Raw genomic sequence first — 14,121 nt, 5'->3', positions numbered from 1 at the left:
TCGGTGGTTGCGTCATGACTCATGCGCTCATCCTAGGGGAATCGGTAGGGTGGCCCTGTGAACAGCACACAGCCGCAGAACAATGCAGTCCCGAGCCAGCAGAGCTGGGAGTTCGCCGAGGACTACGTCGCGATGCCCGAGGCCGTGCGCCTCGCCAGGGACGAGGCCACCCTCAGCGGCCTGACTCCGATCAGCCCCGGCGTCGTCGCCACGCTGACGGTGCTCGCCGCCACCACCCGGGCCAAGCTTGTCGTCGAGGTCGGCACCGCGATGGGCGCCTCGGCGCTCGCGCTCTTCGAGGGCATGGCCGAGGGCGGGATCCTCACCAGCATCGACCCGGAGACCGATTCCCAGCTTCCCGCGCGCAAGCTGCTGACCGAGGCGGGCTACACGTCCTCGAAGTTCCGCCTGATCGCGGGCAACCCGCTGGAGGTGCTCCCCAAGCTGAACAGCGGCGCCTACGACATCGTGTTCGTCAACGGCGACAAGCTGGAGTACGTGGAGTACGTCGCCAACGCCGAGCGCCTGCTGCGCCCCGGTGGCCTGCTGGTGGTCAACGACGTCCTGTGGCACAACCAGGTGGCGGACCCGGAGAACGAGGGCGACGAGGCCATCATCATCCGGGAGGCGCTGCAGGCGGTCAACGAGTCCGACGCGTACCAGCAGACCCTGCTGCCGATCGGCAACGGCCTGCTGGTGGCGGTCAAGAACTGACCGACGAACCGTCGAGCGAAGCGCGCCTGGTTCGTCGGAACAGAAAATCGCGCGAGCGCAGCGAGCTCGGTGCTTGCCGAGGGCGTGCCCCCGTTCGTGTCAGTCCTTCGGGACCACCGCGTCCTTGCCGATGACGACCACGCCACCGGAGGAGACGTGGAAGCCGCGTGCCCTGTCGTGCTCGTGGTCGACGCCGATCTGGACCCCGTCGGGCACCGTCACGCCCTTGTCCAGGATGGCCTTGCGCACGACGCAGTCGCGTCCCACCCTGGCGCCGTCCATGAGCACGGAGTCGGTGATCTGCGACCACTTGTCGACGTGGACGTTCGGGCCGAGCACTGTCCGGTCCACCTCGCCGCCGGAGATGATGCAGCCGGGGTTGACGATCGAGTCCTCGGCCTTGCCTCGGATCACGAACTTCGCGCCCGGGAGCTGCGCCTGGTTGGTGAGGATCGGCCACTGGGAGTTGTAGAGGTTGAACTCCGGGTCCACGGAGACCAGGTCCATGTGGGCCTCGTGGTAGGCGTCGATGGTGCCGACGTCGCGCCAGTAGTCGCGGTCCTTGCTGGTGGCGCCGGGAACCACGTTGTCCTGGAAGTCGTAGACCTGCGCCTGCCCCTGCTCGGTGAACCAGGGCACGATGTCGCCGCCCATGTCGTGCTTCGCGGTGGGGTTCTCGGCGTCGGCACGCAGCGCCTCGATGAGGGCGTGCCGGGTGAAGACGTAGTTGCCCATCGACGCGAACGACTCGTCGGGAGAGTCGACCAGCCCCGGCGGGTCGGCGGGCTTTTCGAGGAAGCTCTTGATCTTGTTGTCGGCGGCGGCGTCGATGATGCCGAACGCGCTGGCCTCCTTGCGTGGCACCCGGATCCCGGCGACGGTGGCCCCCAGGCCGGAGTCGATGTGGGCGTCCACCATCTGGGAGACGTCCATCCGGTAGATGTTGTCCGCGCCGAACACGACGACGTAGTCGGGGTCCTCGTCGCGGATCAGGTTGAGCGACTGGTAGATGGCGTCCGCGGAGCCCTGGTACCAGCGCGGCCCCAGCCGCTGTTGCGCCGGCACCGGGGTGACGTAGGCCCCGAGCAACGTGGAGAACCGCCAGGTCATGGAGATGTGGCGGTCGAGGGAGTGTGACTTGTACTGCGTGAGGACCGCGACCCTGGTCAGGCCGGCGTTGGCGAGGTTGGACAACACGAAGTCGATCAGCCGGTAGTTGCCACCGAAGGGCACGGCTGGCTTCGCGCGGTCGGCGGTGAGCGGCATCAGCCGCTTTCCCTCACCACCGGCGAGGACGATGGACAGGATTTTCGGACGAGCGGCCATGGGCTGAACCTATTGCATCCATATGGGCCCCACAACCAGTTGGCAAAAGATGCATCGTCGCCTCGGGCCACAACCTCCGGGATCCGTGTGCCGACCCCGGAAGTTCTGTGACACGATCAGTCCCATGAGCATGAAACTGTCGCTGCTGACACGTGAGTACCCGCCGTCGATCTACGGCGGCGCCGGCGTCCACGTCGCGCAGCTGGTCCCGCAGCTGCGCAAGCTGATCGACGTCGAGGTCCACTGCATGGGCAACCCCCGCGAGGGCGCGACGGCACACGCCGAGAGCTACCCGGCCGGGGCCAACGCGGCCCTGCGCGTGCTGGGCGCGGACCTCTCGATGGCTGCGGCGGTGGCGGACGACGTGGACGTGCTGCACTCGCACACCTGGTACGCCAACATGGCCGGCCACCTCGCCGGGCTGATCCGGGACGTCCCGCACGTGGTGACCTCCCACTCGCTGGAACCGCACCGCCCCTGGAAGGCCGAGCAGCTCGGCGGCGGCTACGCGATCAGCTCCTGGGCGGAGAAGACCGCCTATGAGGCGGCCGACGCAGTCATCTCGGTGAGCTCCGGCATGCGCCTCGACGTGCTGGCGAGCTACCCGGACCTGGATCCCGACCGGGTGCACGTGGTCCGCAACGGGATCGACACCGACGAGTTCCGTCCGGACACCGAGCGCGACGTGGTGGAGGGCCTCGGCATCGACCCGGACCGCCCGTCGGTGGCGTTCGTCGGCCGGATCACCCGCCAGAAGGGCCTCGTGCACCTCGTGCGGGCAGCAACCAGCTTCGACCCCGACACCCAGGTGGTGCTGCTCGCGGGCGCCCCAGACACCCCCGCGATCGCGGCCGAGTTCGAGGCGGCCTTCGCCGAGCTGGAGAAGCAGCGCTCGGCACCGGTGGTCTGGGTCCAGGAGATGCTGCCCCGCGCCTCGGTGCGGCAGGTCCTGACCCATGCGAGCGTGTTCGCCTGTCCGAGCGTCTACGAGCCGCTGGGCATCGTCAACCTCGAGGCCATGGCCTGCGAGACCGCAGTCGTGGCGTCGGCGGTCGGAGGCATCCCGGAGGTCGTCATGGACGGCCAGACCGGCCTCCTGGTCCCCTACGACCCGGCACGGGCCGACGATCCCTCGTTCGTCTCCGACTTCGAGTCCACGTTCGCCGACCGTGTCAACCAGCTCACGCGGAACCCGGAGCAGGCACGAGCCTTCGGCAGGGCCGGCCGGGAGCGCTGTATCGAGGAGTTCTCCTGGGCCAGGATCGCGCAGGAGACGGTCGCCGTCTACGAGGCTGCGATCGCGCACCACGCGGGCCGGTAGCAGGCTGCAGACGCCAAGAGGCCGCCCGGTTCGCACCGGGCGGCCTCTCGTTGTTCAGCGGAGGGCGTTCGTCAGCCGACGACGTCCTTCAGCGCGGTCAACAAGGCCGTTGCCTCGGTGGCGTTCATCTCGACCACCAGGCGTCCACCGCCGTCCACGGGTACGCGCATAACAATGTCCCGGCCCTCTTTCGTGACCTCCATGGGGCCGTCACCCGTACGGGGCTTCATCGCTGCCATCTTGCCAACCTCGATCCTTTGCGTTTACGTGGTTGTGCCCTATTATTCCGCATTTCGCGGGCCACGGCACGCCTCAGCGCGTCTCGGTGTCCGCAACCGTATCGGCCACGTCCTCCACGGCAGCCGGTTCCGCGTCCTGCGCGACTGCCCGTCGGGCCTCGTGGGCTCCGGGGACGCGCTCGAGGATGGCGTCGACCACCTGCATGTCGTAGCCGCGCCGCACCGTGTCGAAGCGCACCTCGGCGGCGGGCGCGGCTTCCCCGGCGATCACGTCGTCGAGATACTTGTCCACCTGCGCGGGGTCGTACCCGGTGGGGGCCAGCGGCACCGCGAGCCCCTCAAGGAACGCGGCATCGACCTCGCCGTCGGGGATGCGGCCCTTGGGGCGGTCGTTGACCACGTCGGGCATCTCGCCCAGCTTGCCCGTGCCCACCCAGGCACCCACTGCCATCACCAGCACGGCCACTACGACGATCGCCCAAACCATGGTGGAAAGCCTAGCGCTCGGAGCCCTCGGGGGCGGTGGCCGGCGCACCGGGGATGCCCATCGCCTCCACCGCCTCCTCGACGTCGTCGGTGAGGGTGACCAGCCTCAGGTCCTTCTCCGCGACGAAGCCGCCGTCGGCGACGGTGTGCGTGACCCAGTCCATCAGGCCGCCCCAGTAGTCCGTGCCGAACAGCACCACCGGGAAGTGCGTGACCTTGCCGGTCTGGATCAGGGTGAGGGCCTCGAACAGCTCGTCGAGCGTGCCGAACCCGCCGGGCAGGGTGATGAAGCCCTGCGAGTACTTGAGGAACATGGTCTTGCGGGCGAAGAAGTACCGGAAGTCGACGCCGAGCGATACGTACTGGTTCAGGCCCTGCTCGAACGGGAGCTCGATCCCGAGCCCGACCGAGTCGCCGCCGGCGTCCGTGGCGCCCTTGTTGCCGGCCTCCATGATGCCGGGGCCGCCGCCGGTGATGACGGCGAAGCCCTTGTCCACGAGTCCGCGGGCGATTCGCTCTGCCGACCGGTACATCGGGTGGTCCTGCCTGGCGCGCGCCGAACCGAAGAGGCTGACCGCGGGCCCGAGGCTGGAGAGGGCCTCGAAGCCCTCGACGAACTCCGACTGGATGCGCAGCACCCGCCACGGGTCGTTGTGCATCCAGTCCGGGCCGTTCTTGGCCAGCAGCGCCTCGTCGGTGGTGGGTGCGTTCCGTTCCCGGCCGCGGCGGGTCACCGCGCCCTGGCGTCGCTTGTCGGTCATGCGTCGTCCTCCTGGTTGCTCAGCCAGACCCGCAGGCCCTCGGCACACTGGTCCAACTGGTTGGCGGGGCAGTACTCGTGGTCGGTGTGGGCCAGCGACGGGTCCCCCGGCCCGTAGTTGACCGCCGGGATGCCCAGTTCCGAGAACCGGGCGACGTCGGTCCAGCCGTACTTCGGCCTGGCCGGCTGGCCGACCGATTCGACGAAGGCCCGCGCCAGCGGCTGGTCCAGGCCCGGGCGGGCCGCCGGCGAGACGTCGTTGATGTCGAAGCTGTGGCCCTCGAAGACGCGTCGCAGCTCCGCCAGCGCCTCTTCGGTGGTCTTGTCCGGGGCATATCGGTAGTTGACCTCGATGCGCGCTGAGGGCGGGATCACGTTGGTGGCCACCCCGCCGGAGACGAGGACCGCGTTGAGGCCCTCGTGGTAGGTCAGGTCGTCGACGACGACCTCGCGGGCCTCATAGGCATTCAGTCGGTCCAGGACGTCGGAGAGGCCGTGGATGGCGTTGACGCCGAGCCAGGAGCGCGCCGCGTGGGCCGCCTTGCCGGGGACCGTGATCAAGATGCGGAGCACGCCCTGGCAGCCGCCCTCGATCTGCGCGTCAGTGGGCTCCATCAGCACCGCGAAGTCAGCCTCGAGCAGCTCCGGCGAGTTCTCCGCCACCCGACCGAGCCCGTTCTCGTCGGCGCCGACCTCCTCGTTGTCGTAGAAGATCCACGTGATGTCACGATTGGGCTCGGCGAGCTCGGCCGCCAGCTTCAGCTGCACCGCCACGCCGGCCTTCATGTCGCAGGTGCCTCGTCCGACGACGTGCAGGCCGCGCTCCCCCTCCTCCAGCCGGCTGGGCAGGTTCCCGGCCACGGGCACCGTGTCGATGTGGCCCGCGATGACCACCCGCTCGGGACGCCCGAGGTTGGTGCGCGCGATCACCGCGTCACCGTCGCGGTGCACCTCCAGGTGCCCGAGCGTGCGCATCGCCTCCTCGATGAGGTCGGCCAGTTCCTTCTCGTTCCCGGAGACGCTCTCGACGTCGGTGATCGTTCGCAGCAGGCTGACTAGGTCCGCGGAGAGGTCAAGGCTCATGGCTTGAGCCTAGCGGCCCGGTGCTCAGGCGGCGCTCGCCGCCGCCTCCTCCTCCCGGGTCGGCTCCAGCATGGCCGAGTTCAGCCACTTCTCCGGCACCCCGAGGCCCTCCACCAGCTCCTGTGCCTTGCCCCGGAGGTCCTTGCAGAGGCCGTCGACGGCGTCGGTGACCGCCTTGCTGCGGCCGCTGTCGAAGGCGTGGTGCTCCATGAACCAGGCGCGGTTGTCCTCGATCGTGCTGAGCGCGTACAGGTCACAGACCCGGATCAGCAGCGAGCGGACATACTCGTCGCGAACCCCCGAGATGGCCTCGACGAAGGCCTCGAGGATGACTCGGTCCGTGTGTGCACGAGCCGCCTCGAGCATGTGCGACTGGCAGTCGTTGACCGCCTCGAAGGCCGCCTGCCCGTCGGACTTGCCTGCCTCACGCATGCGGCGGGCCAGGCCCTCCACGACGTGGCGCTCACGGAACTCGAACATCTCGAGGTGCCAGCCGCGGGCCTTGATCTTCTGGGCCTCGGGCTTCAGGGTGGCGTTGGAGATCAGGCGCCCGATGGTGGTGCCGGCGGTGGTGCGCTCCATGAACCGGTCACCGAGCAGCTTCGCCCCGGAGCGGGCGGTGCCGATCATGTCCAACTCGCCCCAGCTCTTCTTGTAGTCGAGCAGGAGCGCCTTGGCCACGAGCTGCATCAGCACGGTGTTGTCGCCCTCGAACGTGGCGAACACGTCTGCGTCCTGGCGCAGGAGGGTGAGGCCGTTCTCCGTCATGTAGCCGGCACCGCCGCAGGCCTCGCGGCACAGCTGGATGGTGTCGTTGGTCCAGCGGGTCAGCGTCGCCTTGAGCCCGGCCGCGCGCGTCTCCAGCTCGCGGGCCGCCGTCGGGTCGGAGCCCCTGGTGTCGTTGACGCGCTGCAACTGCTCGCTCACGACGTTGATGGCGAACCCTGAGGCGTAGGCGCGGGCGATGTTCGGCAGCAGCTTGCGCTGGTGGGTCTGGTAGTCCAGCAGCGTGATCTCCCCGCCGGCTCCGGGGCGGTTGAACTGGGTGCGCTGCAGGGCGTAGCGGGTGGCGATCGTGAGGGCCTTGCGGGTGGCCATCGCGGCGGCGCTGCCGACGCAGATGCGCCCGCGCACGAGGGTGCCGAGCATGGTGAAGAAGCGGGCGTTCTTGCTGGCGATCTCGGACTCGTAGACGCCCTCGTCATTGACGCCGCCGTAGCGGTTCAGCAGCATGCGGCGCGGCACGCGGACGTGGTCGAAGAACAGTGTGCCGTTGTCCACGCCCAGCAACCCGCCCTTGTGGCCCTGGTCACCGGTCTCGACGCCGGGTGCGTCGTTGCCGTCCTCGTCACGGATGTCCATCAGGATGGCGTGCACGCCCTGGTTCTCGCCAGCGGCGACCAGCTGTCCGAACACGACCGCCATCCGGCCGTCCTTGCCCGCGTTGCCGATGTAGGCCTTGCGGGAGGTCGGGGTCGGCGAGTTCACCTCGTACTCGTCGGTCTCGGGCACGTAGGTGATGGTGGTCTCGACCGACTGCACGTCCGAGCCGTGGCCGAGTTCGGTCATGGCGAAGCAGCCGAGGATCGAGCAGTCGACGACGCCGTCGATGAAGCGCTCGTGGTGCCAGCTGGTGCCGAGGTTGGTGATCGCGCCGCCGAACAGGCCGTGCTGGACGCCCGACTTGATGTTCAGCGAGAGGTCACCGAGCGCCAGCATCTCGAAGTGGGCGACGGACTCGGCGACGGTGCCGGGGTGGTTCGGGAACCCGGCGACGGCGAAGCCGCGGCTGGCGAGGTCCACGAGCTTCTCCAAAGCCCAGACCCGGGCCTCCGCCATCGGCAGGGTGGGGTCGCGGACGATGTCGGCGGAGCTGATCTCGCTGCGCCACTTCTCCTTGAGTTCGTGGAAACGTCCGTCCAAGGAGACCTTGAGGGCCTGGCCGGTTGGGGTGATCATCATCGATTGCCTTCCGTGGCTGGTGGTTGGTTCGCGAATGCGGGTGTGAAGAGTTGGGCGGTGAACGCGACGATCTCTGCGCGGGGGCGCTTGTGCCCGGTGGTGATCCATTTGTCGGCCACCGCCCAGACGTAGCCGACGATCCCGTGCCCCCAGGCCGTGGCGGCGTTCGTGTCCAGCCCACGCGCGTCCAGCCAGACCCGGAGCACCTCGGCCAGCTCGTCGCCGATGCGGCCGGTGATACCGGTCACGGGGTCCGCGACCGGGTCCGAGTCGGTGGGGCGGGTGACGACGAACTGGTAGATCTCCGGGTCCCGTTCGACCAGGGAGAGGTAGCGGTCCGTCAGCTCTGCGACCAGGTGAGCCGGGTCCATGTCCGCGGCGGACTCGAGCGCCGGGATCAGCTTCGACCGGATGAAGGCGTGGACCCACTCCACCACCGCCACGTAGAGGCCGGTGCGGCCACCGAAATGGCGGTAGATGACGGTCTTGGAGGTGCCGGCGGCGGCCGCTACCTCGTCCATGCCGACCCCGGCCCCGTGCCGGCGGATCGCACGCAGCGTCGAGGCGACCAGGTCCCGCCTGCGCTGCAGGTTGTGTTCCTGCCAGCGGGTGGCCCGTCCGTCTGACGCCGTCGTCGTGTTCATGTGTCCTACGGTATCGCAAACTTCAAGTACCTGCTACCCTGAGTCCCAGACACTTTTCAATGCCGAAAACACCCCGCTCCGGAGGTTCACTCAATGGAAACCCGCAACGCCGTCGTCGTCGGCGGAAACCGCACACCGTTCACCAAGGCGGGCGGCAAGTACGCCGCAGCCTCCGCCCAGGACCTGCTCACGGCAGCGATCGACGGGCTCGTCGCCCGGTTCGGGCTGGCCGGCGCGGAGCTCGGCGAGGTGGCCGCCGGCGCGGTCCTGAAGCACACGAGGGACTTCAACCTGACGCGCGAGTCGGTGCTCGGCTCCGCCCTGTCGCCCCACACCCCGGCGTGCGACCTCGCACAGGCCTGCGGGACCGGCCTGGAGGCCGTCATCTACGTCTCCAACAAGATCCGCCTCGGCCAGGTCGACACCGGCATCGCAGGTGGCGCCGACACCGCCTCCGACGCCCCCATCGTCATCACGGAGAAGCTGCGGCGCGCGCTGCTGCGGGCGAACACCGCCCGTAACCTGCCGGACCGCCTGAAGGCATTCCTGGCCGTCCGACCCGCAGACCTGGTCCCCGTCCCACCCGCGGTCAACGAGGCACGCACCGGCCTGTCCATGGGTGAGTCTCAGGCCATCACCACCAAGGAGTGGGACGTCACCCGCGAGGCGCAGGACGAACTTGCGCTCGCCTCCCACCAGAACCTCGCCCGCGCCTGGGACTCCGGCTTCTTCGACGACCTTGTCACCCCCTACCTCGGGGTCACCCGGGACACGATCCTGCGTTCCGACACCACCTTGGAGAAGCTCGCCAGGCTCCGGCCGGTCTTCGGCAAGGGCGAGGGTGCCTCGATGACCGCCGGCAACTCCACGGCCCTGAGCGACGGTGCCGCCGTCGTCCTGGTGGCCGAGGAGGAGACGGCCAGGGCCAACGGCTGGCCCGCGCTGGCCCGCATCGTCGACTCGCAGGTGGCCGCCACCGACTACGTGACCGGCAAGGAGGGCCTCCTGATGGGCGGCGCCCGTGCCATCCCCGCCCTGCTGGAGCGCAACTCGATGACCCTCGACGACTTCGACTTCATCGAGATCCACGAGGCCTTCGCCGCCACCGTCCTGGCCACCATCAAGGGCCTGGAGGCCAACGGCACCGGCACCGTCGACCGCTCGAAGCTGAACGTCAACGGCAGTTCACTCGCGGCCGGGCACCCGTTCGCCGCGACCGGCGGCCGCATCGTGGCCAGCCTGGCCAAGATGCTGGCCGACAAGGGGCCCGGTTCCAAGGGACTGATCTCCATCTGCGCCGCAGGCGGACAGGCCGTCACCGCGATCATGGAGGGTTGCTGACATGGCGTCCAGGAGCATCCTCGAGACCATCTACAACACCGGACCGGGGCGCGCGGTCGCCCGCCGGGCGGGGTTGTCCGACCCGCCGCGCCTCAAGCGCGGCCGCACCCTCATCGGACCCGTGGTCCTGGCGGAGCTGGACGGGGGCGGCATCGGCGCCTCCGTGCTCGCCGAGCTCGGGATCAGCGCCGAAGAGGCGCTGCGGGACCTTCCCGAACTGCGCACCAAGGACGAGAAGGGCCGGGAGGCTCCGCCCAGCTACCCCACCCGCCCCGGCTCACTCGTCGTCGACGCGACCGGCCTGCGCAGCATCGAACAGCTCGAGCAACTGCGGCAGGTGCTGCGTCCGGCCATGAAGTCGCTGGAGCGCTCGGGCCGGATCGTCCTGCTGGCCACCGACGCCTCCGCCGTCGACGGGTTGGAGGCCCACGCCGTCGCCCAGGGGATCGACGGCATCAACCGGACCGTGGGCAAGGAGTTGCGCGGTGGCTCGACGTCGAACCTCGTGTTCGTGCGCGAGGGCACCACCGCCGCGGACCTGGCCTCGACCGTCGACTTCCTCCTCGAGGGACGCTCCGCATTCGTCTCCGGGCAGTCGTGGCGGGTGGGCCCCCGCAAGGAGGGCGACGCCACCGGCACCGACTACGACCGCAGCTGCCCGTTCAAGGGACGCATCGTGGTGGTCACCGGCTCCGCCCGGGGCATCGGCGCCGCGATCAGCCGCACCTTCGCGCGCGACGGCGCGACCGTCGTCGCCGTGGACATCCCGGCCGCCGGCGAGTCGCTGGCAGAGGTGGCCAACGAGGTGGGCGGGTCCGCGCTGCAGCTGGACATCACCATCCCGGAGGCCGGCAACCGGATCGCCGCGCACGTCGCGCGGGTCCACGGCGCCGACGCGAAGATCTGGGCCATCGTCCACAACGCCGGGATCACCCGGGACAAGATGCTCGCGAACATGGACGAGAAGCGTTGGGCGCAGGTGCTGGACGTGAACCTGGCCGCCGAGATCCGCATGAACGAGATCCTCCTCGACACCTCGCTCCCCGGTGGTCTCGCCGAGAACTCCCGCATCATCGGCATCGCCTCCACCTCCGGCGTCGCCGGGAACAAGGGCCAGACCAACTACGCCGCGTCCAAGGCAGGCGTCATGGGGCTGGTGTGGGCCGAGTCGGAGGCTCTGGAGCACCGCCCGGTCACCGTCAACGCCGTCGCCCCCGGATTCATCGAGACCGAGATGACGGGGGCCATCCCCTTCGTCAGCCGGGAGATCTTCCGTCGCACCAACTCGCTGGGCCAGGGCGGGCAGCCGGTGGACGTGGCCGAGACCATCGCATGGCTCGCCAATCCCGCCTCGGGCGGCGTCACCGGCCAGGTGGTCCGCGTCTGCGGCCAGAACCTCGTGGGGGCCTGATGGCCGCCGACGAGCTCAAGCGACTCCACGAACTGCCCAGCCTGGGCGGACTGTTCGTCAAGGCCCTCGCCACCGGCTTCAACCGGCCGGGGCCGGATGCAGGGCTGCCCAGCCGCAGCGTGGTGGTCGAGTCCCTCGCCCAGGACCCCGCCCGGCTGGTGGCCTACAACCACGTCACAGGGTTCGGGCTGCGAGACCACGTCCCGGCGACGTGGCTGCACGTCCAGACCTTCCCGCTGCACGCCTGGTTGATGGCGCAGGCCGACTTCCCGTTCCCGCTGGCCGGGACCGTCCACGTCAGCAACGAGATGACGCTGCACCGGCCGGTCACCGTCGCCGACAAGCTGTGGGTGCGGGTCACCTGCAACAACCTGGCGCCGCACAAGCGCGGGGTCAGCTTCGACCTCGTCGGCGAGATCCGCGTCGGGTCCGAGATCGTCTGGACCGGCACGAGCACCTACCTGGCCCTGGGCAGGAAGCTGCCCGGGACCCCGGTCCCGGCACCCCGCCTCGAGGCGCCCGACGTGGCGGCCTCGCAGCTGTGGCGGCTGCCCGCGGACCTGGGACGCCAGTACGCGCAGGTCTCCGGGGACACCAACCCCATCCACCTCTCCCGCCTGACGGCGATGCCGTTCGGGTTCAAGCGCGCCATCATCCACGGCATGTGGACCCACGCGAAGGCCCTGTCCTCGCTCGGTCCCCGACTGCCGGGGACCCACACGGTCAGGGTCGCCTTCACCAAGCCGATCTCCCTGCCCGGCAGGGTCCGCTTCGCGGCCGACGACGAACTGAAGTTCGCCGTCGTCAACTCAGACCAGTCCAAGGCGTACCTCGTGGGGCAGGTGCTGCCGACGCAATAACAAAATCCGGCCCCGCCTGCGCAAGGAGGCGCGATGACCACACAAACCGATTCCCGAAAGGTCGCCGAGGGAGCTCGCGAGACCGAGTGGACCAGACCGAGCTTCGGGCGCGAGCTGTTCCTCGGACGGCTGCGCCTCGACCTCATCGATCCCTGGCCCACTGCGAGCCCGGAGGCCGAGGCCACCGGCGAGGAGTTCCTCGCACGGGCCCGCCGCGTAGCAGAGGGCATCGACGGCCGTCGGATCGAACGCGAGGCCAGCATCCCCGACGAGGTCTTCGCCGAGCTGGGGCAACTGGGCGCCTTCGGCATGAAGGTCCCCACCGAGCACGGTGGCCTCGGGCTGAGCCACCTCCACTACTGCCGGGCCCTGACGCTGATCTCGTCGGCGCACCCGTCGCTCGGGGCGCTGCTGTCCGCCCACCAGTCCATCGGCGTGCCGCAGCCCGTGAAGATGTTCGGCACGCCGGAGCAGCAGGAGAGGTTCCTGCCACGGGTGGCCGCGGGCGAGGTCTCGGCCTTCCTCCTCACCGAGCCCGACGTCGGCTCGGACCCTGCCCGGCTCGGCACCACCGCGGACCCGGTCGAGGGCGGGCACGTGCTCAACGGCGTCAAGCTGTGGGCCACCAACGGCACCGTCGCGGGGCTCTACGTCGTGATGGCGAGGGTGCCCGCCACCGACGGCGCCAGGGGTGGGATCACCGCCTTCGTCGTGGAGGCCGACTCCCCCGGCATCACCGTCGAGGCGCGCAACTCCTTCATGGGCCTGCGCGGCATCGAGAACGCCCTGATCCGGTTCCACGACACCTTCGTGCCCGACGAGAACCTCCTCGTCGGCGTCGGGCGCGGCCTCAAGATCGCCCTCGCCACGTTGAACACGGGACGCCTGTCCCTGCCCGCGATGTGCGTGGGCGCCGCCAAGTGGTCCACCAGGGTGGCGCGGCAGTGGTCGCTCGAGCGGGAGCAGTGGGGGCGCCCCGTGGGCGAGCACGAGGCCATCGCGACCAAGGTGGCTTTCATCACGGCGAGCACCTACGCCCTCGAGTCGATGCTCGAGTTGTCGTGCCTGCTGGCAGACGACGGCAGGTTCGACATCCGCATCGAGGCCGCCCTGGCGAAGCTCCACGCCTCGGAGCTGGGCTGGCTGGTGGTCGACGAACTGGTGCAGGTCCGCGGCGGCCGCGGCTACGAGACCGCCGACTCGCTCGAGGCCCGCGGCGAGCGCGGCGCAGAGGCCGAGCAGATCCTGCGCGACATGCGCATCAACCGCATCTTCGAGGGCTCCACGGAGATCATGCACCTGATGATCGCCCGGGAGGCGGTGGACCAGCACCTGACGGTGGCCGGCGACATCATCGACCCCAAGGCCGGACTGGACGCGAAGGCACGCGCCGTGGGCAGGGCGACCGGCTTCTACGCCGGGTGGCTCCCGACGCTGGCCGCCGGGGCCGGCAACCTTCCGGGGGCCTACTCGGAGTTCGGGCGCCTGGCCGCACACGTCCGCTACATGGAGCGCGCGTCCCGACGGCTGGCCCGGCAGGTGTTCGCAGGGATGGCGCGTTGGCAGGGACGCCTCGAGCACCGACAGGCCTACCTGGGCCGTGCGGTGGACATCGGCGCGGAGCTGTACGCGATGGCCGCGTGCTGCGTGCGGGCGAGGGCGCAGCAGGACACCCGCCCCGACGGCGTGGCGCTGGCCGACGCGTTCTGCCGGCAGGCCCGGGTACGGATCGACGCGCTGTTTTGGGCGCTGTGGCACAACTCCGACGCATCGGACCGCAAGCTGGCCAAGGGCGTGCTGGCGGGCAGCTTCACCAAGGTGGAGGACGGGATCCGGGACGTGAGCGAGCACCTGCCGTGGGTCAGCGCCTGGAGCCCAGGGCCGTCGGAGCGCGACGACGTCCGCCGCAAGATCCCCGGGCCGGCTGAGCACCCGCACTCAGTTCCCCGGTGACCCCCTTCCGGTGACCCGCCG

13 protein-coding genes are annotated in these 14,121 nt (G+C 69.7%); 6 read left to right on the top strand and 7 right to left on the bottom strand.

The window, feature by feature from the left end; genetic code table 11:
* Window positions 1-57: 57 nt before the first annotated feature.
* Complete coding sequence (locus tag FOJ82_RS06610; RefSeq protein ID WP_143937672.1) at window positions 58-714, top strand: O-methyltransferase; 657 nt, start codon at window positions 58-60, stop codon at window positions 712-714.
* 99 nt (window positions 715-813) lie between these two features.
* On the opposite strand, the gene glgC is transcribed toward FOJ82_RS06610, so the two are convergent.
* Complete coding sequence (gene glgC / locus FOJ82_RS06605; protein ID WP_143937671.1) at window positions 814-2,040, bottom strand: glucose-1-phosphate adenylyltransferase; 1,227 nt, start codon at window positions 2,038-2,040, stop codon at window positions 814-816.
* Between the two features lie 130 nt (window positions 2,041-2,170).
* On the opposite strand from glgC, the gene glgA reads away from it, so the two are divergent.
* Window positions 2,171-3,361, top strand: a complete 1,191-nt coding sequence (glgA, locus tag FOJ82_RS06600; protein WP_143937988.1) for a glycogen synthase — start codon at window positions 2,171-2,173, stop codon at window positions 3,359-3,361.
* A gap of 71 nt (window positions 3,362-3,432) precedes the next feature.
* On the opposite strand, the gene FOJ82_RS06595 is transcribed toward glgA, so the two are convergent.
* The 6 genes from FOJ82_RS06595 to FOJ82_RS06570 all read right to left on the bottom strand — a co-directional run bounded on the left by FOJ82_RS06595 (window position 3,433) and on the right by FOJ82_RS06570 (window position 8,535).
* Complete coding sequence (locus FOJ82_RS06595; RefSeq protein WP_143937670.1) at window positions 3,433-3,600, bottom strand: DUF3117 domain-containing protein; 168 nt, start codon at window positions 3,598-3,600, stop codon at window positions 3,433-3,435.
* A 73-nt stretch (window positions 3,601-3,673) separates the two neighbouring features.
* Window positions 3,674-4,087: a DivIVA domain-containing protein gene (locus FOJ82_RS06590; protein ID WP_143937669.1), complete on the bottom strand. Its 414-nt coding sequence runs from the start codon at window positions 4,085-4,087 to the stop codon at window positions 3,674-3,676.
* Window positions 4,088-4,097: 10 nt separating this feature from the next.
* Window positions 4,098-4,847, bottom strand: coding sequence for an LOG family protein (locus FOJ82_RS06585; RefSeq protein ID WP_143937668.1), 750 nt, complete (start codon window positions 4,845-4,847; stop codon window positions 4,098-4,100).
* Window positions 4,844-5,929 (bottom strand): succinyl-diaminopimelate desuccinylase, encoded by a 1,086-nt coding sequence (gene dapE, locus FOJ82_RS06580; RefSeq protein WP_143937667.1) that lies wholly within the window; start codon window positions 5,927-5,929, stop codon window positions 4,844-4,846. Before dapE ends, FOJ82_RS06585 begins: the two co-directional genes overlap by 4 nt.
* Window positions 5,930-5,953: 24 nt before the next feature.
* On the bottom strand, window positions 5,954-7,891 hold the full coding sequence (locus FOJ82_RS06575) for an acyl-CoA dehydrogenase family protein (protein ID WP_246099784.1): 1,938 nt from the start codon (window positions 7,889-7,891) through the stop codon (window positions 5,954-5,956).
* Entirely contained in the window at window positions 7,888-8,535 is a 648-nt protein-coding gene (locus FOJ82_RS06570; RefSeq protein WP_143937666.1) for a TetR/AcrR family transcriptional regulator, read from the bottom strand. The genes FOJ82_RS06575 and FOJ82_RS06570 overlap by 4 nt, the downstream gene beginning before the upstream one ends.
* 93 nt (window positions 8,536-8,628) lie before the next feature.
* Here FOJ82_RS06570 and FOJ82_RS06565 point away from each other — a divergent pair, with 93 nt between their 5' ends.
* Genes FOJ82_RS06565 through FOJ82_RS06550 form a run of 4 tightly spaced genes read left to right on the top strand, consistent with a single transcriptional unit; the run spans window position 8,629 to window position 14,100 of the window.
* Window positions 8,629-9,876: an acetyl-CoA C-acetyltransferase gene (locus tag FOJ82_RS06565; RefSeq protein WP_143937665.1), complete on the top strand. Its 1,248-nt coding sequence runs from the start codon at window positions 8,629-8,631 to the stop codon at window positions 9,874-9,876.
* A 1-nt stretch (window position 9,877) separates the two neighbouring features.
* Window positions 9,878-11,287, top strand: coding sequence for a 3-oxoacyl-ACP reductase (locus FOJ82_RS06560; protein WP_143937664.1), 1,410 nt, complete (start codon window positions 9,878-9,880; stop codon window positions 11,285-11,287).
* A complete protein-coding gene (locus FOJ82_RS06555; RefSeq protein ID WP_185975659.1) occupies window positions 11,287-12,147 on the top strand; it encodes a MaoC family dehydratase in 861 nt (286 codons plus the stop codon). The genes FOJ82_RS06560 and FOJ82_RS06555 overlap by 1 nt, the downstream gene beginning before the upstream one ends.
* Before the next feature lie 33 nt (window positions 12,148-12,180).
* Window positions 12,181-14,100: an acyl-CoA dehydrogenase family protein gene (locus tag FOJ82_RS06550; RefSeq protein ID WP_143937662.1), complete on the top strand. Its 1,920-nt coding sequence runs from the start codon at window positions 12,181-12,183 to the stop codon at window positions 14,098-14,100.
* Window positions 14,101-14,121: the final 21 nt, after the last annotated feature.

Origin of the sequence: Tessaracoccus rhinocerotis, assembly GCF_007197885.1 — a bacterium.
Lineage (GTDB): Bacteria > Actinomycetota > Actinomycetes > Propionibacteriales > Propionibacteriaceae > Arachnia > Arachnia rhinocerotis.
The sequence above is the reverse complement of the archived record's forward strand: the minus strand, read 5'-3'. Positions and strand labels throughout refer to the sequence as shown.

What these genes read in the sequence shown, in the direction of transcription:
- FOJ82_RS06555 (WP_185975659.1), top strand. Translation starts at nt 11,287, where the DNA reads ATGGCCGCCGACGAGCTCAAGCGACTCCACGAACTGCCCAGCCTGGGC.
- FOJ82_RS06575 (WP_246099784.1), bottom strand. Translation starts at nt 7,891, where the DNA reads ATGATGATCACCCCAACCGGCCAGGCCCTCAAGGTCTCCTTGGACGGA.
- dapE (WP_143937667.1), bottom strand. Translation starts at nt 5,929, where the DNA reads ATGAGCCTTGACCTCTCCGCGGACCTAGTCAGCCTGCTGCGAACGATC.
- FOJ82_RS06590 (WP_143937669.1), bottom strand. Translation starts at nt 4,087, where the DNA reads ATGGTTTGGGCGATCGTCGTAGTGGCCGTGCTGGTGATGGCAGTGGGT.
- FOJ82_RS06595 (WP_143937670.1), bottom strand. Translation starts at nt 3,600, where the DNA reads ATGGCAGCGATGAAGCCCCGTACGGGTGACGGCCCCATGGAGGTCACG.
- FOJ82_RS06560 (WP_143937664.1), top strand. Translation starts at nt 9,878, where the DNA reads ATGGCGTCCAGGAGCATCCTCGAGACCATCTACAACACCGGACCGGGG.
- FOJ82_RS06570 (WP_143937666.1), bottom strand. Translation starts at nt 8,535, where the DNA reads ATGAACACGACGACGGCGTCAGACGGACGGGCCACCCGCTGGCAGGAA.
- FOJ82_RS06550 (WP_143937662.1), top strand. Translation starts at nt 12,181, where the DNA reads ATGACCACACAAACCGATTCCCGAAAGGTCGCCGAGGGAGCTCGCGAG.
- glgA (WP_143937988.1), top strand. Translation starts at nt 2,171, where the DNA reads ATGAAACTGTCGCTGCTGACACGTGAGTACCCGCCGTCGATCTACGGC.
- FOJ82_RS06585 (WP_143937668.1), bottom strand. Translation starts at nt 4,847, where the DNA reads ATGACCGACAAGCGACGCCAGGGCGCGGTGACCCGCCGCGGCCGGGAA.
- glgC (WP_143937671.1), bottom strand. Translation starts at nt 2,040, where the DNA reads ATGGCCGCTCGTCCGAAAATCCTGTCCATCGTCCTCGCCGGTGGTGAG.
- FOJ82_RS06565 (WP_143937665.1), top strand. Translation starts at nt 8,629, where the DNA reads ATGGAAACCCGCAACGCCGTCGTCGTCGGCGGAAACCGCACACCGTTC.